Annotated in this window: 18 protein-coding genes; 11 read left to right on the forward strand and 7 right to left on the reverse strand. The window is 75.2% G+C overall.

The genetic code is table 11. The features are described 5' to 3' along the window. Positions 1–46: 46 nt before the first annotated feature. Positions 47–427 carry a RidA family protein gene (locus ACWGL3_RS04515; RefSeq protein ID WP_267947664.1) on the reverse strand — a complete coding sequence of 127 codons (381 nt, stop codon included), beginning with the start codon at positions 425–427 and terminating at the stop codon, positions 47–49. A 186-nt stretch (positions 428–613) separates the two neighbouring features. Between ACWGL3_RS04515 and ACWGL3_RS04520 the strand changes: the two genes are divergently transcribed. The 4 genes from ACWGL3_RS04520 (at position 614) to ACWGL3_RS04535 (ending at position 4,143) form a co-directional block, all read left to right on the forward strand. Beyond that, complete coding sequence (locus ACWGL3_RS04520) at positions 614–2,212, forward strand: N-acyl-D-amino-acid deacylase family protein (protein ID WP_452460893.1); 1,599 nt, start codon at positions 614–616, stop codon at positions 2,210–2,212. Between the two features lie 50 nt (positions 2,213–2,262). Continuing rightward, a complete protein-coding gene (locus ACWGL3_RS04525) occupies positions 2,263–3,204 on the forward strand; it encodes a sugar kinase (protein WP_452460905.1) in 942 nt (313 codons plus the stop codon). 208 nt (positions 3,205–3,412) lie between these two features. After that, the gene (locus ACWGL3_RS04530) at positions 3,413–3,910 is read left to right on the forward strand and encodes a DUF2975 domain-containing protein (protein WP_267947666.1); all 498 of its coding nucleotides are present in this window, start codon (positions 3,413–3,415) and stop codon (positions 3,908–3,910) included. Then, positions 3,910–4,143, forward strand: coding sequence for a helix-turn-helix domain-containing protein (locus tag ACWGL3_RS04535; protein ID WP_267947667.1), 234 nt, complete (start codon positions 3,910–3,912; stop codon positions 4,141–4,143). Before ACWGL3_RS04530 ends, ACWGL3_RS04535 begins: the two co-directional genes overlap by 1 nt. 124 nt (positions 4,144–4,267) lie before the next feature. On the opposite strand, the gene ACWGL3_RS04540 is transcribed toward ACWGL3_RS04535, so the two are convergent. Continuing rightward, positions 4,268–4,585 (reverse strand): hypothetical protein, encoded by a 318-nt coding sequence (locus ACWGL3_RS04540; protein ID WP_267947668.1) that lies wholly within the window; start codon positions 4,583–4,585, stop codon positions 4,268–4,270. Positions 4,586–4,810: 225 nt separating this feature from the next. On the opposite strand from ACWGL3_RS04540, the gene ACWGL3_RS04545 reads away from it, so the two are divergent. Together ACWGL3_RS04545 and ACWGL3_RS04550 are read left to right on the forward strand one after the other, a co-directional pair. Then, positions 4,811–5,101, forward strand: a complete 291-nt coding sequence (locus ACWGL3_RS04545; RefSeq protein WP_267947669.1) for a DUF6412 domain-containing protein — start codon at positions 4,811–4,813, stop codon at positions 5,099–5,101. Between the two features lie 111 nt (positions 5,102–5,212). Continuing rightward, a complete protein-coding gene (locus tag ACWGL3_RS04550) occupies positions 5,213–5,932 on the forward strand; it encodes a YidC/Oxa1 family membrane protein insertase (RefSeq protein WP_267947670.1) in 720 nt (239 codons plus the stop codon). Between the two features lie 22 nt (positions 5,933–5,954). Here ACWGL3_RS04550 and ACWGL3_RS04555 read toward each other — a convergent pair whose 3' ends face one another. Next, positions 5,955–6,572, reverse strand: coding sequence for a superoxide dismutase family protein (locus ACWGL3_RS04555; protein ID WP_267947671.1), 618 nt, complete (start codon positions 6,570–6,572; stop codon positions 5,955–5,957). A gap of 403 nt (positions 6,573–6,975) precedes the next feature. On the opposite strand from ACWGL3_RS04555, the gene ACWGL3_RS04560 reads away from it, so the two are divergent. From ACWGL3_RS04560 to ACWGL3_RS04580, 5 genes are all read left to right on the forward strand, one after another. Beyond that, on the forward strand, positions 6,976–8,562 hold the full coding sequence (locus tag ACWGL3_RS04560) for an SLC13 family permease (protein WP_267947672.1): 1,587 nt from the start codon (positions 6,976–6,978) through the stop codon (positions 8,560–8,562). Positions 8,563–8,688: 126 nt separating this feature from the next. Beyond that, positions 8,689–9,309, forward strand: a complete 621-nt coding sequence (locus tag ACWGL3_RS04565; protein ID WP_267947673.1) for a YigZ family protein — start codon at positions 8,689–8,691, stop codon at positions 9,307–9,309. Positions 9,310–9,425: 116 nt separating this feature from the next. Continuing rightward, positions 9,426–10,922: an outer membrane protein assembly factor BamB family protein gene (locus tag ACWGL3_RS04570; RefSeq protein ID WP_452460894.1), complete on the forward strand. Its 1,497-nt coding sequence runs from the start codon at positions 9,426–9,428 to the stop codon at positions 10,920–10,922. A gap of 292 nt (positions 10,923–11,214) precedes the next feature. Beyond that, positions 11,215–13,425: a fibronectin type III domain-containing protein gene (locus ACWGL3_RS04575; RefSeq protein WP_452460895.1), complete on the forward strand. Its 2,211-nt coding sequence runs from the start codon at positions 11,215–11,217 to the stop codon at positions 13,423–13,425. Then, complete coding sequence (locus ACWGL3_RS04580) at positions 13,422–13,859, forward strand: spore-associated protein (RefSeq protein ID WP_267947676.1); 438 nt, start codon at positions 13,422–13,424, stop codon at positions 13,857–13,859. Before ACWGL3_RS04575 ends, ACWGL3_RS04580 begins: the two co-directional genes overlap by 4 nt. Before the next feature lie 81 nt (positions 13,860–13,940). On the opposite strand, the gene ACWGL3_RS04585 is transcribed toward ACWGL3_RS04580, so the two are convergent. Genes ACWGL3_RS04585 through ACWGL3_RS04600 form a run of 4 tightly spaced genes read right to left on the reverse strand, consistent with a single transcriptional unit; the run spans position 13,941 to position 20,388 of the window. Then, complete coding sequence (locus ACWGL3_RS04585) at positions 13,941–15,956, reverse strand: serine/threonine protein kinase (RefSeq protein ID WP_267947677.1); 2,016 nt, start codon at positions 15,954–15,956, stop codon at positions 13,941–13,943. Between the two features lie 48 nt (positions 15,957–16,004). Then, entirely contained in the window at positions 16,005–18,260 is a 2,256-nt protein-coding gene (locus ACWGL3_RS04590; RefSeq protein ID WP_267947678.1) for a transglutaminase-like domain-containing protein, read from the reverse strand. Continuing rightward, positions 18,248–19,375: a DUF58 domain-containing protein gene (locus tag ACWGL3_RS04595; RefSeq protein ID WP_267947679.1), complete on the reverse strand. Its 1,128-nt coding sequence runs from the start codon at positions 19,373–19,375 to the stop codon at positions 18,248–18,250. The genes ACWGL3_RS04590 and ACWGL3_RS04595 overlap by 13 nt, the downstream gene beginning before the upstream one ends. Continuing rightward, the gene (locus tag ACWGL3_RS04600; RefSeq protein WP_267947680.1) at positions 19,375–20,388 is read right to left on the reverse strand and encodes an AAA family ATPase; all 1,014 of its coding nucleotides are present in this window, start codon (positions 20,386–20,388) and stop codon (positions 19,375–19,377) included. The genes ACWGL3_RS04595 and ACWGL3_RS04600 overlap by 1 nt, the downstream gene beginning before the upstream one ends. Positions 20,389–20,480 lie beyond the last annotated feature (92 nt).

Raw genomic sequence — 20,480 nt, forward strand, 5'->3', positions numbered from 1 at the left:
GCCGGGTCGCGCCCCCGGGCGGGGCGGCGCGACCCGGCGGGACGGGTCAGTCGCGGAGCTTGGCGACGACGTCGATCTCGACGAGGATGTTCGCCAGGTCGGAGCCCACGGTCGTGCGCACGGGGTAGGGGGCGGAGAAGTGCTCCTCGTAGACGGCGTTGAACTCGGGGAAGTCCGCCTTGAGGTTCTCCAGGTGGACGGTCGCCTTGACGACGTCGTCCAGGGTCAGCCCCTGCTCGGCGAGGACCGCGGAGACGTTGGCCAGGACCTGGGCGGTCTGCTCGCCCACGGTCGGCGCCACCCGGCCGGTCTCGGGGTCCTGGGGGCCGAAGCCCGCCGTGTACAGGAACCCGCCCGCCACGACCCCCTGGCTGTACGCGCCGGCGGGAGCGGGGGCCTTGTCGGTACGGATCGCCTTCTTGGACATCGGGGAACTCCTCTGGTCGGGTGGCGCGTGCGCGCGCCGGTGCTCGTACAGAATCGCAGGCGGTCGTCGGCAGAATTATTGGCAACAAAGTTACCAATTGCCCTCGGGGCAGCGTATCTTGGGTCACACCGGTCACCGCCCGGCGGCACGCCGGACCGGAGGGCCGGGCCCCCGAACGGAGGAACAGTGCAGCCTGAGACCGTACTCACCGGCGGACGGGTCATCGACGGCACCGGAGGGCCGTCCAGGCAGGCCGACCTCGTCCTGCGCGGCGGGCGCATCACCCGCGTCGCCCCGCCCGGCGGGGCCCGCGGCCGGGGGACCGCCGTGGACGTGACCGGGCTCGCCGTCGCCCCCGGGTTCATCGACATGCACTCCCACTCCGACCTGGCCGTCCTCGCCGACCCCGCGCACGAGGCCAAGACGCTCCAGGGCGTCACGCTGGAGGTCCTGGGCCAGGACGGCCTCGGCTACGCACCCGTCACCGACGACACCGCCGACGAGCTCCGCGCCCAGCTCGCCGGATGGAACGGCGCCCCCGACCTCGACCACTCCTGGCGCACCGTCGGCGAGTTCCTCGACCGCGTCGACGCCGGGGCCCCCGTCAACGCCGCCTACCTCGTCCCCCAGGGCAACGTCCGCATGGCCGTGCTCGGAGGGGAGGACCGCCCGCCCACCCCGGACGAACTCGACCGCATGCGCTCGATCGTCGCCCGCGGCATGGAGGACGGCGCGCACGGCCTCTCCAGCGGACTCACCTACACCCCCGGCATGTACGCCACGGACGACGAGATCGTCGCCCTGCTCGCCCCGGTCAGGGCGGCGGGCGGCTACTACTGCCCCCACCACCGCAACTACGGCTCCAGGGTTGTGGAGTCCTACCGGGAGTGCCTCGACGTGGCCCGCCGCGCCCAGGTGGCCCTCCACCTCGCGCACTGCCACGTCAACTTCCCGCAGAACCGGGGCCGGGCCCCCGAGGTCCTCGACGCCATCGACGAGGCCACGGTCCGCCACGGGCTCGACGTCACCCTGGACAGCTACCCCTACCGCGCGAGCGCCACCTACCTCGGCGCCCCGCTGCCCAGCTGGGCACAGACCGGCGGCACCGCCGCCACCCTCGACCGGCTGCGCGACGCGCCGACCCGCGCGCGCGTCCTGCGCGAGATCGAGGTCGACGGGACCGACGGCAACCACGGCGTCCCCATGGACTGGGAGGCCATCGTCGTCACCGGCGTCGCGGACCCCGCCCTGTCGTGGGCGGTCGGGTCGTCCGTCGCCGACCTCGCCAAGGAGCGCGGGGAGCAGCCCGGCGACCTCTACATGGACCTGCTCGTCGCCGACGGGCTGCGCAGCGGCTGCCTCCTCCAGGTCGGCAACGAGGAGAACATCCGCACCATCATGCGTCACAGCTCCCACACCGGGGGGAGCGACGGCATCCTCGTCGGCGCCAAGCCGCACCCGCGCGGCTGGGGCACGTTCCCCCGGTACCTCGGCCACTACGCGCGCGATCTCGGCGTCCTCACCCTGGAGGAGTGCGTCCACCACCTGACCTCCAGGCCCGCCCGAAGACTCGGGCTGAGCGACCGGGGCGTCATCCGGGCCGGGGCCGTCGCCGACCTGGTCGTGTTCGACCCCGACACCGTGGACGCCCTCGCCACCTACGAGGAGCCCCGGCGGTCGCCGGTGGGCATCCACCACGTCCTGGTCTCCGGGGAGTTCACCGTCAGGGACGGGCGCCGCACCGACCGCCTGCCCGGAAGGTCCGTCCGGAGGAACTGGGGGTGAGCGAGCACACCGCGCGGGAGGCGGACGGGACGGAAGGGGCGCCGGGAGCGGTGGCGGGCGGGGTCGACGCGGTCTGCGTCGGCGAGACCATGGCGGTGCTCACCTCGCCCGAGGCGCTCGCGGCCGGGACCCTGCTCCGTGTCGGCACCGGGGGCGCCGAGTCCAACGTGGCCGTCGCCCTGGCGAGGCTCGGGCACGCGTCCGCCTGGGTGAGCAGGGTCGGCGACGACCCCTTCGGCAGGATCGTCACCGACGCCGTGGCCCAGTGGGGCGTGGACGTGCGCGGGGTCGTCGTGGACCCCGTGCTCCCCACCGGCCTGTACGTCAAGGACACGGCTCCCGGCGGCGCCGGGGTCCTCTACTGCCGCTCGGGGTCGGCGGCGTCCGCGCTCTCGGCCGCCGACGCCGACCGGGTGTGGTCGCGGGGCGCGCGGACCGTGCACCTGTCGGGCATCACCCCGGCCCTGTCCGCCCGCGCCTCGGCCCTGGTCGAGCGCCTGCTGGACCGGCGGGCGGGCGACGGGGCGCTGAGGTCCTTCGACGTCAACCACCGGCCCGCGCTGTGGCCCGCGAGGGTGGCCGCGCCCGTGCTCCTCGACCTCGCCCGGCGCGCGGACGTGGTGTTCGTGGGCCGGGACGAGGCCGAGCGGCTCTGGGGCACACCGACCGCCGAGGACGTGCGCGCGGTGATGCCCGAGGTCGGGACGCTGGTGGTCAAGGACGCGGAGCACGGCGCGACGTGTTTCGAGGGCACGGGAGCGGTCTTCGAGCCGTCCCCGGAGGTCGAGGTGGTGGAGGCGGTCGGCGCGGGTGACGCCTTCGCCGCCGGGTTCCTGTCCGGGCTGATCGACGGGCTGTCCGCCGAACGGCGGCTGCGGCTCGGCCACGCGGTCGCAGGGGCGGTCCTGCGCTCCCACGGGGACACGCTGGACACCCTGCCCGAGGGCCTCGCGGGGATCCGCGGACGCGCCGTGGAGGCCCCGGGGGACTAGGACGCGGTCCGCGGGTGCCTTCGGCGGGCTCGGCGCTCGCGCCGGTCTCCGGGAGCGGTCGCCGGGTCCTCTCCCGCAGGGCGGGCGGCGAAGGCCGGCCCGGGTCCGGCCGTCCGGGCGCGGGCGGTGCGGCTGCGCCTCCGGTCCCGGACCTTCGAGATGGCAGGAAGGTATTGACTTGCGATAGAAAACAATCGATTATCGATACATGCACAGGTATCTCACCTTCCTCCTCCGCGCCGCGATCGCCATGGTCCTCCTGCTCGGACTCTTCGGACAGTTCGTGGTCATCCCCGGGGCGGCGGCCGACGAGGTCGCGTACTTCCCGCCCTACGCACCGCTCCAGGTGCCCTACGTGACGGTGGCGATCCTCGGGGTCGCCTGCGTCCAGGTCGCGCTCATCGCGGTGTGGACCCTCCTGGGCATGGTCGAGCGCGACGCGATCTTCGACGGGAGGGCCTTCGTCCGGGTGGACGTCGTCATCGGGGCCACCGTGGTGGCGACGCTGCTCACGGCGGGGGTGACCGTGCACCTGTTCGTGGCCGAGATCCCCTCGCCGGACGACGGCATGGACCTGTTCGCCGCCCTGGGCGCGGCGTTCGTGACCACGTGCGCGGGCACCGTGTTCTCGATGGTGCTCGTCCTCATGCGCGGCCTCCTGCGCAAGGCGACGGACCTGCGGACCGAGCTCTCCGCGGTGGTCTGATGGCGATCGTCGTCGACCTGGACCTCCTGCTCGTCCGGCGCGGCATGTCGGTCGGGGAGTTCGCCGAGGCCGTCGGGATCACGCCGGCCAACATCGCCGTGCTGAAGAACGGCCGTGCCAAGGCGGTGCGGTTCACCACCCTCGACGCGATCTGCCGCACGCTGGAGTGCCAGCCCGGCGACGTCCTGCGCTGGGTGCCCGACGACGGGGGGCGGGAGGCGGGCCAGGGGTAGCGGGGCCCTTCGCGGGCCCCGCGACGCCCCCTTCCGGGGCGGCCCCCGTCACCCGCCCTGTGAGAGGCGGCCGGCCGCACGCGGACCCTCCCGCCGGGGGCGGCCGGCCGCCGGCGCGGCGTCCTCAGCCGATGACGATCGCCCCGGCCAGGACCGGGTCGCCGAAGGTGACCGTGCCGTGGCCCGAGGCCAGGGCGCGGCTCCCCTGGCAGCTCGTCCCCGAGAACAGCGCGAACTTGACCTTCGCCTCGGTCGAGACCTCGGTGACGCCGCCCTGCCCCGTCTTGAGGGTGCGGCACCCGCCGTTCTCCACGGTCTGCTGGTAGCCCGACTCGAAGGTGACTCTGACCGGGGGCGCCTGGTCGTCCCTGCTCGACAGCCCGGCGATCGCTCCGGCGATGGTGGCGGACATGGTGGCGAGGTTCGCAGGGCGGATCGGCACGGGACTCCCCTTTTCGACCGGGTTCGCACGGGCACGACGGCGCCTGGCGAGTGCGGAGATGGTTACTCCGTGTCATTTAGCTACAGGGCCCCGCGAAAGGTGAGGAGCCCCGGCGGAGTGTCGGCGGATTTCTCGGGCCCGGTCCGGGGCGTTGTCGGACCGTACCGCCGCGGATAGGATGCGTCCCGACCGGCATGTGCGGAGAAAACGGGGAAGGAGGCCGGTATGGGGCTCGTGCTCGCGTTCTTCGAGTTCCTCATGGTCGGCTTCGTGCCCTCCGAGCTCCTGCCCGCGCCCGGCTCCCTGGCGCTGCTGGTCGCCGCCGTCGGCGCGGCCATCGCCCTGTTCGTCCTCCACGGCACCGCGCTGTGGCCCGTCGGCGACACCGCCACGGGCGCCGCGCACGCGATGCGCCGCAGGTCGGCACGCCTTCCCGTGCTCACCTTCCGGGACCCCGACGCGGCCGGACGGCCCCGTCCCAGGGCTCCCGGCGCGGCCCTTCCGGCCGCTCGCTGACCGTCACGGCACACCCGTACGACAACCGTTCCACGCGTGTGCCCGCGCCCCCGGGCGCGGTCCGAGCGGCCTGACGTCTGTCTTCCACCCCAGACGAAGGGCCGACCCACCTTGTACAGCTTCGGGCCGATCGCGGCCGGCATGACCCTGCTCTCGGCGATCCTCGCCACGTTCACCACCCTGCTCACCCCGCTCACCGGGGGCCTGGCCACCGGGCTCGCGGTGGTGGCGCTGACCGTCGTCGTCCGCCTCCTGCTCGTCCCGCTGGGGGTGATGCAGGTCCGCGCGGAGAAGACGCGGGCGCGGATCGCCCCGCGCCTGGCGGAGATCACCGCCAAGCACCGGAACGACCCCGAGAAGCTCGTCGCCGAGCAGCGCAGGGTGTACGGCGAGGAGGGCACCTCGCCGTTCGCGGGCTGCCTGCCCGCCCTCGCCCAGATGCCCGTGGTCATCGCCCTCTACGGGGTGTTCATCGGGGCGGGGGGAACGGAGGACCCGATGCTGGCGCACACGTTCGGCGGCGTCGGGCTGGGCGCGACGATGGCGTCGAGCGCCGACGGGCTCATGGTGGCCCCGGTGTTCGCGGTCCTGGTCGGTCTCATCGCGCTCGTGGCGTGGGCGAACCGCCGCTACCTGATGCTTCCCGTGATGCGGGCGAACGCGGCGGCCGACCCCGGGATGCCGCAGATCACCGGCCCGCTCACCTACATGCAGTACACGACCGTCGTGATCGCCGCGTTCGTGCCGCTCGCCGCGGTCCTCTACCTGCTGACCTCCACGACGTGGGCCCTGGGGGAGCGGCTCCTGCTGCGCCGTCTGCTCCCGGACTGACGGCCGGCCCGCGTCCCGCGGGTCAGAACTCGACGGTGACGCAGGCGAGGCGGTCCCCGGCGGTGCCCGCCTCGCCGTGCCCGGTCATGGTGTGCTGCTCGTGCAGGACCAGGGACCGGGCCTCCCCGTCGCGGAACTCCCAGTCGACGGTGGCGGTGGACTGGGCGCTGCCGCCCTCGTCGGTGGTGAAGTCGAGCCAGACCTCGTTCTCGGGGTTGGCGTAGGCGGGGTCGGAGGAGGGCTCGTCCTCGGTCGCCGCCGGGTCGGGCTCGTTCTGGTAGTGCGGACCCGCGTCCTCGGGCCGCTCGCCGCAGGGCCGGGTGTGCACGTGGGCGCCGAACTCGCGGTCGGCCTCCAGGCTGGTGCCCGTGAACTGCACGTGCGTCTGGCCGTCCTGGACGCGGACCTGCACGTCGGAGGTCGCCCCCTCGGGCACGGCGGTCTCGTCGTAGGTGACGGCCCCCACCCCCTCTGCCGGCAGCATGAAGATGGACGCGGTCACGCTGGGGGAGGCGGTCGGCTGGGCGACGGGCGGCTCCGAGGCGGCCGATCCGCCGTTGGTCCCGGACTCCTCCTGCGCACACCCGGTGGCGAGGATCGCGGTCAGGGCCAGGCCGATGGTGAGCGGTGACGTGCGCATGACGGAACTCCCGGTGTGTTCTCGACGGTCGTCCGCAACATTACCCAAGGTGACAAAGGTATGACCAGCTGTGCGGAACGTGATGCGTCGGAGGCGGGAAGGCCGTCCTGGGTGTGAGGGCCGCGGGGGAGGGGCTGTTCTCGCGCACCAGGTCGAGACGCCTTCCGGTCCCCTGACAGTGGGGATCGTACCGCCGGGAGGCCGCCGCGGAACCAGGAGCGCCCACCCGGGGTGGGCGACCCGGCGCACCGGGTGTCCCGCGCGGGCGGTGCGCCGCGGATCGGGGCGCACCCCGGCCCGCGCCCGGCGTGCGCCGGTGCAGGTCGGAGTCGGGTTTGTTTGTCCCGAAATGGACAGTATGAGACTGTCGTCACAATGAGAGCCATTATCGGAGGACTGATTTGTGAGCAGTGAAACCGGCGCGTCCCCCCGGACGTCGCCAGAATCCCCCACCGTCGACGAGAACACGACCGACAGCCGGCGCACCGTCGTCCGCAAGGTCGTCGGCCTCCTCATGGGCCCCGTCCTCGGCTTCGCCGCCTACCTCGCCATGCCCGGCATCGCCCTCCCCGTCGACGGGGGCGACGGCGTCATGGTCCCCGAGGGCGAGGTCTCCTCCAACGCCGCGATCGTCGCCGCCGTGGCCGTCGTCATGGCCGTCTGGTGGATGACCGAGGCGCTGCCCCTCCCCGCCACGGCCCTCCTCCCCCTCGCACTCTTCCCGGTGCTCCTGGACGGCGTCCCGATCGGGGACGTCACCGCCCCCTACGCCAACGAGATCATCTTCCTGTTCATGGGCGGGTTCATCATCGCCCTGGCCATGCAGCGCTGGAACCTGCACCGGCGCGTGGCCCTGGCGATCGTGGCCGCCGTCGGCAGCGGACCCGTCACCATCATCGGCGGGTTCATGCTCGCCACCGGCTTCATCACCATGTGGGTCTCCAACACCGCGACCGCCATGATGATGCTGCCCATCGGCCTCGCGGTCATCGGCCTGGTCGCCCAGCTGCGCGGCGGCAAGGCCGACCCGAACTTCGCCACCGCGCTCATGCTCGGCATCGCCTACGCCTCGTCCATCGGCTCGGTGGCCACCCTGATCGGGACCCCGCCCAACGCCCTGATGGCCGGGTACCTGGCGCAGGAGCACGACATCCACATCGGCTTCGGCCAGTGGATGCTGGTCGGAGCGCCGCTCGCCGCCGTCTTCCTCGTCGTCTGCTGGCTCCTGCTCACCAAGGTCGTCTACCCGCCGGCCGCCGGGGACATGGGCGAGGCCAGGGAGCACATCCGCCGGGAGCTGCGCGAGATGGGGCCCATGTCGCGCGGCGAGTGGACCGTGCTGGCCGTGTTCGTCGTCACCGCCGTCGCCTGGGTCACGGTGCCGTTCCTCGCGGACAGCGCGGCGGTGAGCGCCGCGCTGCCGTGGCTCGCCTCCGTCACCGACGGCGGGATCGCCATCGCCGCCGCCATCGTGCTGTTCATCGTGCCCGTGGACGGGGCCCGCGGGGTCCGCGCCGTCGACTGGGACCAGGCGAGCAAGCTGCCCTGGGGCGTGCTGCTGCTGTTCGGGGGCGGGCTCAGCCTCTCGGGCCAGTTCGGCTCCAGCGGCCTGAGCCTGTGGATCGGCGACCTGGTCGCGGACCTCGGTGACGTGCCCGGCTGGGTGTTCGTGCTGATCGTGGCCGCCATCGTGCTGCTGCTCACCGAACTCACGAGCAACACCGCCACCGCCTCCATCTTCATCCCCGTGATGGCCGGCGTCGCGCTGGGACTGGGGCTGCCCATCATGACCCTGGTCGTCCCGGCCGCCCTCGCCGCGTCCATGGCGTTCATGCTGCCGGTGGCCACACCGCCCAACGCCATCGTGTTCGGCACCGGCCACATCCGGATCGGCCAGATGGTGAAGGCGGGCGTCCTGCTCAACGTCGTCGCACTGGTCATGATCATGCTGAGCATGTACACGACCGTCATGTGGGTCTTCGGCTCCTGACGGGGTCGCCGGGGTCCGGCGCGGCCGGCCCCCGGCCTCCGCCGCGGCCCCCCGCCCTCCGGGCGGGCGGGGCCGCGGCGGGATGGGACACTGGTCGCGGACCACGACCCCTGCCGAACAGGCGACATGCGAACGATCAGACGCGGCGGCGAGCACGAGCTGGAGATCAAGAGGTCCCGGTTCGTCTGCGCCCTGGCCAGGGCGGACGGCGAGGACGCCGCCCGCGCCTTCATCGCCGAGCGGCGCAAGGAGCACTGGAACGCCTCCCACAACTGCACCGCGTACGTGCTCGGCGAGGACGGCGGAGTGCAGCGCTCCAGCGACGACGGCGAACCCGCGGGCACCGCGGGCGTGCCCATGCTGGAGGTGCTCCGCCACCGCGGGCTCACCGACACAGTGGCCGTGGTCACCCGCTACTTCGGCGGGACCAAGCTCGGCGCCGGGGGGCTCATCCGGGCCTACGGCGGCGCCGTGTCCGCCGCGGTGGACCGGGTGGGGGTCCTGGAACGCCGGCGCCTCCTCCTCGTGGACGTGTTCGCCGACTACGTGCTCGGCGGACGGCTGGAGAGCGACCTGCGCGACTCGTCGCTGACCGTGCGCGGGGTCGCCTACGAGGACCGGGTCCGCATCGAGGTGGCCCTCCCCGAGTCCGACCTGGACGGCTTCGGGCTCCGCCTGGCCGAGATGACCGGGGGCCGGGCCGAGTTCGAGGTGAGAGGCGCCACCGTCGTCGAGGTCGAGCCCTGATCCCGCCGGACGCCACGTTCACGTGGCTGTAACAGTGGCGGTCCACGTGTATCGGCGGACGACGGGGCAGCTTAGGATTTGCCGTATACGTCGTCGTTCCCGGGGAGAAACCGTCCATGCGCAGCTCACGGGTGCCCCAGGCCCTCACCTGCGGCCTCGCGGCGCTGCTGGCGGCCGGCTGCACCGGCGACCCGGAACCTCCCGCGCCCTCCCCCGATGCGGAGCCCGCCCCGCTCCCGACCTCGTTCGCGGGTGAGGCACCGCCCGGGGTCGAGGGCGAGGTCCTGCGGTACCTGCACGGCGACTCCGCGCAGGCCCACGACATCCTCGACGACCCCCTCGGCGTGCGGATCAGCCCGGTCGGCGAGTCCTTCCTCATCAGCTCCGGCGGCGAGGACCGCCACCTCCTGCACGACGCAGCGACCGGCGACACCCTGTGGGAGGGCGAGGCGCGCTTCCGCGGCTTCGACTCCGCCGCCGACGGCGCCCGGGTCCTGTCGATGGCGGACGCCGACGGGGTCCCGTTCGTCCTGGACTCCCGCGGCGAACCGGTGTGGGAGCCGCAGGAGGAGGGCGACGCCTACCTCGACGGGCTGGCGGTGCGGCGCCCGGAGGGGTGGAGCGCGGAGGAGCCCCACGGGGAGTTCACGCTGCTCGACGCAGACGGCGGCGAGCTGTGGTCGTACGAGTTCGCCGAACCGGAGGAGTCCGAGGAGTCCGAGGAGCCCGAGGAGTCCGTTGAGGGCGGGGACGGCGCCGACGGGGACGGTGGCGCGGGGGAACCCGTGCTGGGCGTGCCCGTGGCCGCCCGCGGCGACATGGTGGTGCTCGCGTCCGGCGGCCCCTCGCTCCAGGCGCGCTCCGTGGCCGCCGACACGGCGGGCGAGGAGCTGTGGACGGTCGACGGGGAGGACGCCGGCCTGGACGCCTCCGGGCCCGTCCTTTCACCGCAGGTGATGGGCGTCTACCCGCTGCCCGGCCAGGAGGAGGGCGGCGGGGCCGACCCCGCGGACGGGGAAGCCGGGGAGGAGGACGGTGCGGACGAGGACGGCGCGGACGAGGCGGTCGTGCTCCTGCGCTGGGCCCAGCCCGAGGCCCCCTCCACGCTCTCCGCCCACGACCCCGCCACCGGGGACCTGCTGTGGACCCTGGAGGAGCCGGGCGCCAACCCCACCGCGGGCGCGTTCGACCCGGCCGGAACCGTCGGCAACCTGTACGACGCCTCCACCGGCGTCCTCCTGCTGCCCCAGGCGAGCGGGGAGGCCACGACGGTCGCCGTCGACCTCGCCGGGGGAGAGGTCCTCTGGGGGCTGGAGGAGGAGGCCGGATCGATCTCCCCCGCCTTCGCCTTCGACGGCCTCGTCTACGGCGACTCCCGGGGCAGCACCGGCGCGGACGAGCAGCTGGTGCTCGACGCCGTCACCATGGACGTGGTGGGCGACGACCTGTCGGCGTACGTGGAGGCGGTCACCGAGGACGGGTACGCGATCCTCGTCCACGACCGGCAGCGCTTCGTGTACGGCCCCCCGCCGGAGGAGGGCCCCTCGGAGGCGCCGGCGGGCGACCCGGAGCGGGGCGGCGACCCGTCCGGGTCCCCCGGCGACGGGGGCTGACCGGGCCGGGCGCACCGGCCGGAGGGGAGGGGCGCGTGCGGCAGGAGGCCGCCCGCCGCCCCGGAGGCCGCCCGCAGGAGCGCGTCCCGGGGGCGCGCGCCCGGGAGGGGCTCCGGCACCGGTGACCGTACAGAACAGCACAGTAACGACATTGACTCTGCTATCGGCGCCCTGGTAGACATTCTGTGCCTTCATCCTCTCCCCGGCCCCTGATCCGCGCCGAACCCCCCGTCGACGCTCCGGCCCCCGCCGGCCGACGGGATGGTGAGCCACTCGCAAACGGGAGCCAAGCATGGTGGACCCCTCCTCCGACCCGGCGCCGCCGGCTCCCCGCCCCGCACTCCTGCGGCGCTGGGCGCGGGCGGCCGGCGAGCGCACCCGCTCCCACGCCTCCGGGATCACCGTCACGCTCCTGGCGGCGGCCGTCGTCAGCTCCGTCCTCGGGACCGGGGCAGTCGGTCGCGCCGACGAGATGTCCGACGGCACAGTCTGGCTGTGGACGAGCCCCGTCGGCGAGGCCGTGCGGGTCAACGGGAACAACGCCGCGGTCGACCTCGTGGCGTCCCTGCCCGAGGCCGCAGGCGTGGACGTCCAGGTCGTCCAGAACGACGAGTACCTCCTGCTCTACGACCCCGCCAGCGGCAAGGTGACCTCGGTCGACCTCCGGCGCATGGGGTACTCCGGCGTGCTGGAGCTCGGGAGCGGGGGCGACTTCGGACTCGTCCTGGGGGAGGAGACCGCAGCGGTGATCGACCGCGCCACGGGCGAGGTCAAGGCCGTCGATCCGGCCACCCTCCAGCCCACCGGGGCCACCCTCAACGTCCCGGCGCCCCTGACCGGCGGTGCGTTCGACGACTCCGACACCCTCTGGCTCGGCGTGCCCACGCAGGGCACGGCCGTCGGCGTGCGGATCCAGGGCGAGGACGCCGCCATCACGGAGACGCTGGCGGTGGCGGAGCCCGGGACCGAGATCGCCATGACCGTCCTCGACGACGGCGCCCTCGTGACCGACCCCGGGGGAGGGCGGGTGGTGGCCGTGCGCGGGGACGGCGACCCCGTGGCCACGGACGTCCCCGTGGAGCTGGAGGGTGCCGAGATGCCCGTCCGCACCCACGGCGACGTCGTCGCCGTGACGCTCCCCGGGACCGGCGAGGTCCTCACCGTCTCCGACCCGGCCGGATCCGCCGGGATCGGGCACTTCCCGGCGGGCGACGGCGGGGGCACGGCGACCGCCTACGAGGGCCGCGTCTACGTGCCGTTCCCCGAGGAGGGGACGGTCCGCGTGTTCGACGCGCAGGGCGCCGAGCTCAACCCCGTCTCCCTGCCCGGGGCCGAGGGCCCCCTGGAGCTGGAGGTACGGGAGGGGCGCCTGTACATCAACTCCCCCCACACCGGGGTGGCCGCGATCGTCGACCCGGACGGCGGGGCGACCGTCGTCGACAAGGCCGATCCGCCGCCCGGTCCGGGCGACGCGGACGGCGGGGCCCCCGCACCGCAGCCCTTGCCGGGCGGGAACGTGGGAGAGCAGCCGGAGACCGGAGGCGCCGCCCCCGACCCGGGCCCCGGGACCCCGGCCTCCGAGGAGCCGTCCGCGCCGGAGTCGGAGCCCGCCCCCGCGGGGACGGACGAGCCGGACCCCGCTCCGGACGGGGAACCCGACGCCGGGGAGGCGCCCGGCGCGCCCACGCCCGTGTCCGTCACCGCCGGGGACGGCTCCGCGTTCCTGAGCTGGCCCGAGGCCTACTCCCCGGACGCACCCGTGGACGAGTACCGGATCACCTGGGAGGGCGGCAGGGTCACCGTCGGCGGGGACGAGCTGGACGCCGAGGTGACCGGCCTCACCAACGGAACCACCTACCGGTTCATGGTCCGCGCGGTGAACTCCCACGGCACCGGCCCGGCCGCCCAGACCTCCGAGATCGTGCCGGGCCCGCAGGTCCCGGACGCCCCGGCCGACGTGACGGCCACGGCGTCGGGCAGCGGCACGGCCACCGTCTCCTGGAGCGCGGTCGAGGGCGCCAACGACTACCTGGTCGCCACCAGGGCCGCATCCGGCGAGAACCCCAGCGACCGCACCTCGGGCCAGACGTCCGTGGACGTCGCGGGCCTCTCGCCCGGTGAGACCTACACGTTCACGGTCACCGCCCGCACGGAGGGCATGGTGAGCGGGGGGTCGACCGACAGCGCCCCGCTCACGATGCCCGAGGTGCAGCTGGGCGCCCCGTCCGGCGTCTCGCACACGGTCTCCGGAGACAACGTGACCGTGACCTGGGCCCAGGTCGACGGCGCGGCCGAGTACACGATCACGCCGCGCGGCGACGGGGGGCTCGGGGCCGTGACGGTGACCGGGTCCTCCGCCGGGGGCGGGCAGCTCTCCCACACCCTCGGGCGCGGGGGGACGGGACGCTGCTACTCCTTCACCGTGGTCGCCGTGGGGGCGGACGGGACCGCAGCCGAGTCCAGTACCAGCAGCCAGTCCAGGTGCGAACAGGAGTTCAGATGACCCTCCGCCGGAAGCGGGCCCGCAGGACCTGGGCGGGCGCGGCGGTCGTGGCCGCCGCGGTCCTGGTGATGTCCTCGGCCACCGCCGCCCAGGGGGCCGACCCCATGGCGCTGTGCAACGCGTCCAAGCCGGGCGGCGGTCTGGAGTACACCAGGGACGCCGACGGTTGGCCCAAGCCCCTTCCGAACGGGCAGGGCAGCGTCTACCTCTACTACGACCACCAGACCGGGTACAACTGCGCGGTGACGATCAGTAACAACGGCTACGCGGACGTCGGCCTCCGGCGCTCCGACGGCGCGGGCGGCGCGCAGTGGCGGACGGGCACCGGCACCGCCGGGCCGGTCTACGTGCAGGCGCAGGGTGTGTGCGTCGATGTGTCGGGGGCCGCCGGGGACAGGTCGGCCACCTGGCTCGGCACCAACTGCGGGGCCTGACCGGACCCCTCCCGGGGGTCGGCCCCCGGGAGGGGGCCGCTCCCGTGGACCCCGGCGCGCCCGCTCCCGCGGGCCGTCCGGTCACCCCGCTCCGCGCTCCGTGCACGCCTCCTCCGAGGGGGCGACCTCGTCCGCGCTCAGCACGGCGATGACGACGAAGCAGTACTCCCCGGCGGCGTCGAGGCCGGTCACCCGCGCCTCCGCCGCGCCGGGCTCCACCTCGGCGAGCGCGGCGTAGGCCCCGCCCGCCGGTCCGCCCACCACGTGGTGCGGCGTGCCCTCCCCGGCGTTGTCCGTCCACGTGAGGACCACGGTGTCACCGGAGTCCTCCATCGCGACGTCCGAGGGGGCCGCCTCCCGGGAGATCGCGGCGTGCGGTGCCGAGGACGGGTCGGCAGGAGGGGGCCCGTCCTCGGCCGGCACGTCCGCGGGCGGCTCGGCGAGTCCGACCGCCGCCAGGAGGGAGGCGACCGGCCCCGGGTACACGAACGCCACCAGCCCCAGGGCGATGACGACGATCGCCGTCGCGGAGACGATCACCTGCACCAGGCGGAGCCGTCGCGAGCGCGCCTCCTCGGCGTCGTCGGCGTGCGGCGGGGGCACGGACCCGCGGACCGGCGCCTGTCGGCTGGGGGCGGACCGGTACGGAGCGCGTTCGGCGGAGGCCGGGCGGTGCGCCTCGTGCCCGGCGGGGGTCGGGTAGGGCGTGCCCGCGCCGAACGCCGGAGCGGGCGGCGGGGGCGGGAGCGACGTCGTAGCCGGTGCGGGAGGCGCGGAGGCGGTCCGGGGCGGATCCCACTCCACCAGCCCCCGCCAGGGGTCCCCGGCGTCGACCGGGGGCGCATCGGGTGAGGCGTCCGCGATTCCTCCCGGCTCCGATCCGCCGGAGCGAGACCCGGCGGCCCCGCCGCCCCGCGGGTGGTGGGGGACGGGGTCGTGGGCGCGCACCGGGTCCGCCGGAGGCGCGCCGTCCTCCCGAGCGGCGACCGGGTTGCCCGGAGCCTGTGCGGGCGGCGTCGGAGGATCGACCTCCCGCGTCCGGTCCTCGGGGGGTGCGGTGGATCCGCCGGCTGTGGCGGGCGCGCCGGGCGCGTCCCGCGCTGCCACCGGCTCGGCTCCTGCCGTCTCCCCGGGCCGTGTCAGGTCCCCGGCCGCCGACGGGTCCGGCCCCTCCGGCCCGCGGGGTACAGGGGGCAGCGCGGGGTCCGTGTCGGCCGCAACGGTGGCGTCACCGCTCGCCGAAGCCGCGGCGGCGGACGCGGTCCCCTCCTCGCGGTCCACCGAGGCCAGGGCTGCGGCGAAGCCCTCCGCGTCGGCGAAGCGGACCCCGGGATCCCCGTCGAGCGCCCGCGCGAGCGCCGCGACCAGCGGAGCGGGCAGGCCGGGACGCGGCGGCCCGGGCGCTCCGCCGCCGAGCACGCGTTCCCGGTAGCCGAAGGGGTCGGCGGAAGCCTCCGCCTCGCCGCCGAACGGAGGACGCCCCGCCAGCAGCTCCCACAGTGTGGCGGCCAGGCGGTAGACGTCGGAGGCGGCGCTCGGCGACTCGCCCCGGACCGCCTCCGGCGGGGCGTGCAGCAGAGCGTCGGTACGCGGCCCCGCCGACGGGGGCAGGACGCCCTCCGGCAGCAACGCGCCCGCGTCCGCGAGCACCGCCCCCTCCGCTCCCACCAGGATGTTGGAGGGCTCCACGGCGTGGTGGAGCAGACCCAGGGCGTGCACCCCCGCCAGCGCGCCGGCCACGTCCAGGCCGACGCGCACGACCTCCTCCACCGGCAGCGGGTGGCGGTCCCGCAGGACGCGCCCGTAGTCCCTGCCCGCGTGGTGCGCCATGGCCACGAAAGGGCGGCCCGACGTGGTCGAGCCGTGGCCGACGACCCGCACCGCACCGGGCACGTCCGACATCCGGCGCAGGCGCTCGGACTCGGCCCCGCCGTCCGGGCCGCGCAGGACCTTGACGGCGACCGGGTCGCCGCCGTCGTCCGGCACGGCCCGGTAGACGGTCGAGGCGGTGCCGCGGTGCAGCACCTCCAGGGAGTGGAACCCCGGGACGAGGCTGCCGCCGGTCCCCGTGTCGCTCGCGGACCCGGTGCTACTCATGGAACGCCCCTTCCCCGCCGTGCGGCGGGTGACGGTCGGAGGCGGGCGTCACGGCGCCCGCCAGAACAGGGGACGGGGATCGAACCACCAGGCCAGCCGCCTGCCGCGGCCGAGCGTGCGCCGCAGGGCCCGGGACTGCCGGCGGACCCCGTCGGCGATGTGCGCCGCTTCCGTCTCGGACACCCCGGAGCCCGGGGCGAAGCCGACCCGGTTGACCGCCCCGCCGAGGCGCCGCAGGTCGATCCGCGCCCACTCCCGGCCCTCCTCGGGCAGGAGGCCCTGGACGAGCGCCACGGTGTCGCCCACGGTGTCCCCCGGCTTCGGCGCGTCCGCGCGCTGGCGCAGGTGGTCGCGCAGTTCCCGCCAGGCGCCCAGCACACGACGCTCGGGTACCCCCGGCCTCAGCCGCCACCGGCTCCGCGCCAGCCGCAGCGCGGGCACCGCGCCCACCGCGGCGAGAAGCACGCCGCCGACAGTCAGGAACGGCCACAGCGGCGTCGACTCGCGGTTCGGCGGGGAAGGAGCGGCGTCGTCCTCCAGGCTGTTCGCCTCGTCGCCGTCCTCGGGGGTCTGCGCCTCGGCGGCGGCGGAGGACGTCTCCTCGGCCTCGTCCTCCCCTTCCTCCCCGGGAGTGACGGAGAACGGCACCCACCCGGCTCCGTTGAAGTACACCTCGCCCCATGCCAGCGCGTCGCCGGTCCGCACCGTGCGCACGCCGTCGCCCCCGTCGTGGCCGGAGCCGAACCCCACGACGACGCGGCTCGGCAGGCCCGCCGCACGGGCGAGCATGGCGAAGGCGCTCGCGAACTGCTCGGAGGTCCCGCCGCCGCCCTGCTGCCCCGGCGGGGCCAGCATGTCCGCGACGTTGGCGTAGCCGTGGCCGCCGGGGGTTTCCGCCGAGAAGTAGTGGGACTCCCGCAGGTACTCGGAGAGGAGGACGGCGCGCTCGTACGGCGACCCCTGCCCGGCGACGGCCGCCGCCACGTCGTTCAGGACCGGCGGCGCCCCCGGGGGCAGCTCGCGGTAGCGGTCGAAGACCGCGTCGGCCGGAACGGACGCGTCCGCGAGTTCGGCCGCCCTCCAGTCCGCCACGTCGCCGGCGACCTCGTAGCGGGCGCCCGCGATGCCGCCGTCCGCGCTCACCACCGTCCCCGAGACGGCGTCGTAGCCCAGGGGCTGGAGCCCGACCCGCCGCGGAACCCCGACCACCGGCGCCCAGCCGCCCGGAAGGTCGTCGCCGACGGAGATCTCCGCGCGGACGCCGGTGGCGTGCGGGGGCGGCGGCACCGGGTCGGGGAGCACCTCCCCGGCGGCGCGGTAGCCGCCCTCGGGCAGCCACGTGGTCCCGGTGAACTCCGCGAGGGCGACCCACCGCAGGTCCACCGGTTCCTCGGAGCGCACCGTGAGCAGCGGGTCGTCCGGTTCGGCGGCCCAGGCCGCGAGGTAGCCGAGCGGGTTGAGGGCGGCCTCCGGCGCGAGGGGCGGACGCACGGCCTCGCGCGGGTCGCCCGGGTCCGCCTCCCAGGAGGCGAGGAGGACGGGGCCGCCGAACACCGTGGCGGCGGCAGCCAGCGCCGCCGCGACCGCGGTCACCAGGATCCGCCCGAGCCGCCCGAGGGTCTGTGTCTCCGGTGCGTCGACCTCGATCCGCAGGTCCTCCGACCCGGCGCGCGCCCGCGCGGCCGTCCGGACGTCGGAGGACGCCGCCATGAGCAGGACCGCGGCGACCGCGACCAGGCCGATGGAGGGGAACCCCGGCGGGGCCACCGGGCCGTTCAGGACGACGGCGCCGACGAGTGCCAGGAGGCCGGGGAGGACGGCCAGCGCGGGCCGGCTCCCCTGCCAGAGCAGCACCGAGGCCACACCGGTGAGCCACGTGGCCAGGATCGGCAGCGTCAGGGTGTCCGCGTTCAGGGGGGTGGGCGCCGCGCTCGTCAGGATGCGCGCCCCGGAGTGGAGGAGGGCCTCCACCGTCCCTCCCAGCACGCCCGTTCCCTGGCCGGGTATCCGGGCCGCGCACACCACCACGCCAGCCAGGGGCAGGGGGAGGCCGACGAGGATCCCGGCGAGCGGGGACAGCCGGGCCCGCGCCGCCAGGGTCACGGCGACGGAGAGCAGGGCGCAGAGCGGCAGCACCGCGTAGACCGGCGCCGGGGCGGCGTAACCGGGCGCGAGGGCGACTCCCCCCGCCGCGGCGGCCATGACCAGCCCGACGGGGGCCAGGACGGCGCGGAGCGGAGTACCGGGCCCCCGCCCGGGGGCGGGCACGGTCTCCGGGGGGCGCGGCGGGGTCAGCGTGGCCATGACGTCTCGTTCCAGCGTTCGACGAACCCCGCCGCGTCTCCGGCGGCGAGCAGGGTGACCGGAGCGGGGGCGCTCGGCCGGTCCTCCGCGCCGACGGTCACTGCGACCAGGGCCGAGTAGTGGTGTCCGAGCTCTCCGAAGGACCGCAGGTCGGCGGTGGTGAGCGCACCGCTCACCAGGACGGCCGTGTCCCCTGAGGGCCGGGTCCGGGCCAGGCGGAGGGCCTGCGGGAGGTCGGCGTCCGGCGCCGGACGCGCCTCGGCCAGGAGGTCGAGCAGCGGGGGCAGTCCTCCGGTGCTGTCGCGCCCCCGACCGCTCACCAGGCTCACCTCGCAGTGGAGCGACGCCTGCACCCCGGTCGCCAGTACCGAGGCGGCCGCGCTCGCCACCTCGTCCAGCCGGTCCTCGCCCCCGGCCGTCGGCCGGTCGTCGACGATGACGTGGAGGCGCGGCTGCGAGGTGTCGATGTACTCGCGCACGACGAGCTTGTCCAGCCGTGCGGAGCTGCGCCAGTGGACCAGCCGCAGGTCGTCGCCGGGCACGTAGTCGCGCAGCGAGTGGAAGGTCTGCGCGCCAGCCGGGGCGCCGTCGGCCGTGCCCTCCGGGTCGGCCACCCGGCCGACCGGGACGGTGCGCAGGCGCTCCCACCGGGGATGGACCCACACCCGGTCGGCGCCGCCGGACTCCCGGTACACCGCGGCGAGCCCCAGCGGGTCCGCGCGCCCGACCCGGAGGGGGCCGAGGGAGACCACCCCGCGCCGGGCCGCCAGGACGCGGTACTCGGCCCCGCCCGCGGCACGCGCTCCCAGGGACGGCAGCCGGACCGGCCGCTCGCCCCCGTGACCGCGCACGGGCTCGACCACGCCGACGGAGCGCCGGCCGGGGTTGCGCATCTCCAGGCGCACGCGCAGGGCGGACCCCGGCGAGGTGCGCGGGGAGGGGAGCGAGCGCCGGACCGCCACGGCGGCCGGACGCCCCACCACGAGCGACGCCGCGGCGACCGCGGTCACGGCCACGCCGCCGAGCAGCGCCAGCTCCTGGTACTGGGACACCACGCCCACCGTGAGGAGCACCAGGCCCGCCCCGGCGACGAGCCACCCCCGGACGGTCGGCATCAGCGGACCGCCGGGACCCCGGCCGCGCCCGGGGACGGCGCGGGGGTCTCACGGAGGATCCCGTCCAGGACGTCGGCCCCGGTGCGCCCGCCGACCGAGGCCTCCGGGGACAGCACCAGGCGGTGGGCCCAGACCGGCTGGGCCAGGAGCTTGACGTCCTCGGGCTCCACGAAGGGCCGGCCCGAGACGAGCGCGAGCATCCGGGCCGTCCTCGCCATGGCCACCGTCGACCTGGTCGACAGGCCCACGCTGAGCTCCGGGTGGTCTCGTGTGGCGTGGGCGACCCTGAGCACGTACTCGTAGACGGAGTCGTGGACGAACACCCGCCGGGCGTCGCGCCGCATGGCGGCCATCCGCTCGGCGTCGACGGTCGGCTCCAGGTCCTCGGGCGTGACGAGCCGGTCGCCCCGGATGATCGCGAGCTCGGACGCCGGGTCGGCGTAGCCGAGGGTGAGGCGCATCAGGAACCGGTCCAGCTGGGCCTCGGGCAGGCGGTACGTGCCCGACATCTCCACGGGGTTCTGCGTCGCCACGACGAGGAAGGGCGAGGGGACGCCGTGCCGGACGCCGTCCACGGTGACCGCCCGCTCCTCCATGACCTCCAGCAGGGCCGACTGGGTCTTGGGCGAGGCCCGGTTGATCTCGTCGGCGATGACGACGTTGGCGAACACGGGGCCGGGACGGAACTCGAACTCGCGGGTCCCCTGGTGGAAGATCGTGACGCCGCTGATGTCGGAGGGCAGGAGGTCCGGGGTGAACTGGATGCGCCGCCAGACGCCGTCCGCACTCGCGGCGATGGCGCGGGCCAGGGTGGTCTTTCCGGTGCCGGGGACGTCCTCCAGCAGGATGTGGCCCTGGGTGAGCATCGCGACCAGGGCCAGGCGTACGACGTCGGACTTGCCCAGGACCGCCGCCTCGACGGAGGCGGCGACGCCGTCGAACTCGTCGGCGCGGATGACCGCGTCGTCAGAGGACAGGGGGGCGTCCGAGGGGGGAGAGACGTGGGTGTTCATGGAGAGGGCGTCTTTCCGCGTGAAGTGCTGGGGGTGGAGCGCCACCGCCGTTCACGGCGGCGGGGAGGCGGGGCGGGAGCACTCGGGGCAGG

Source organism: Nocardiopsis sp. NPDC055824, from assembly GCF_053616335.1.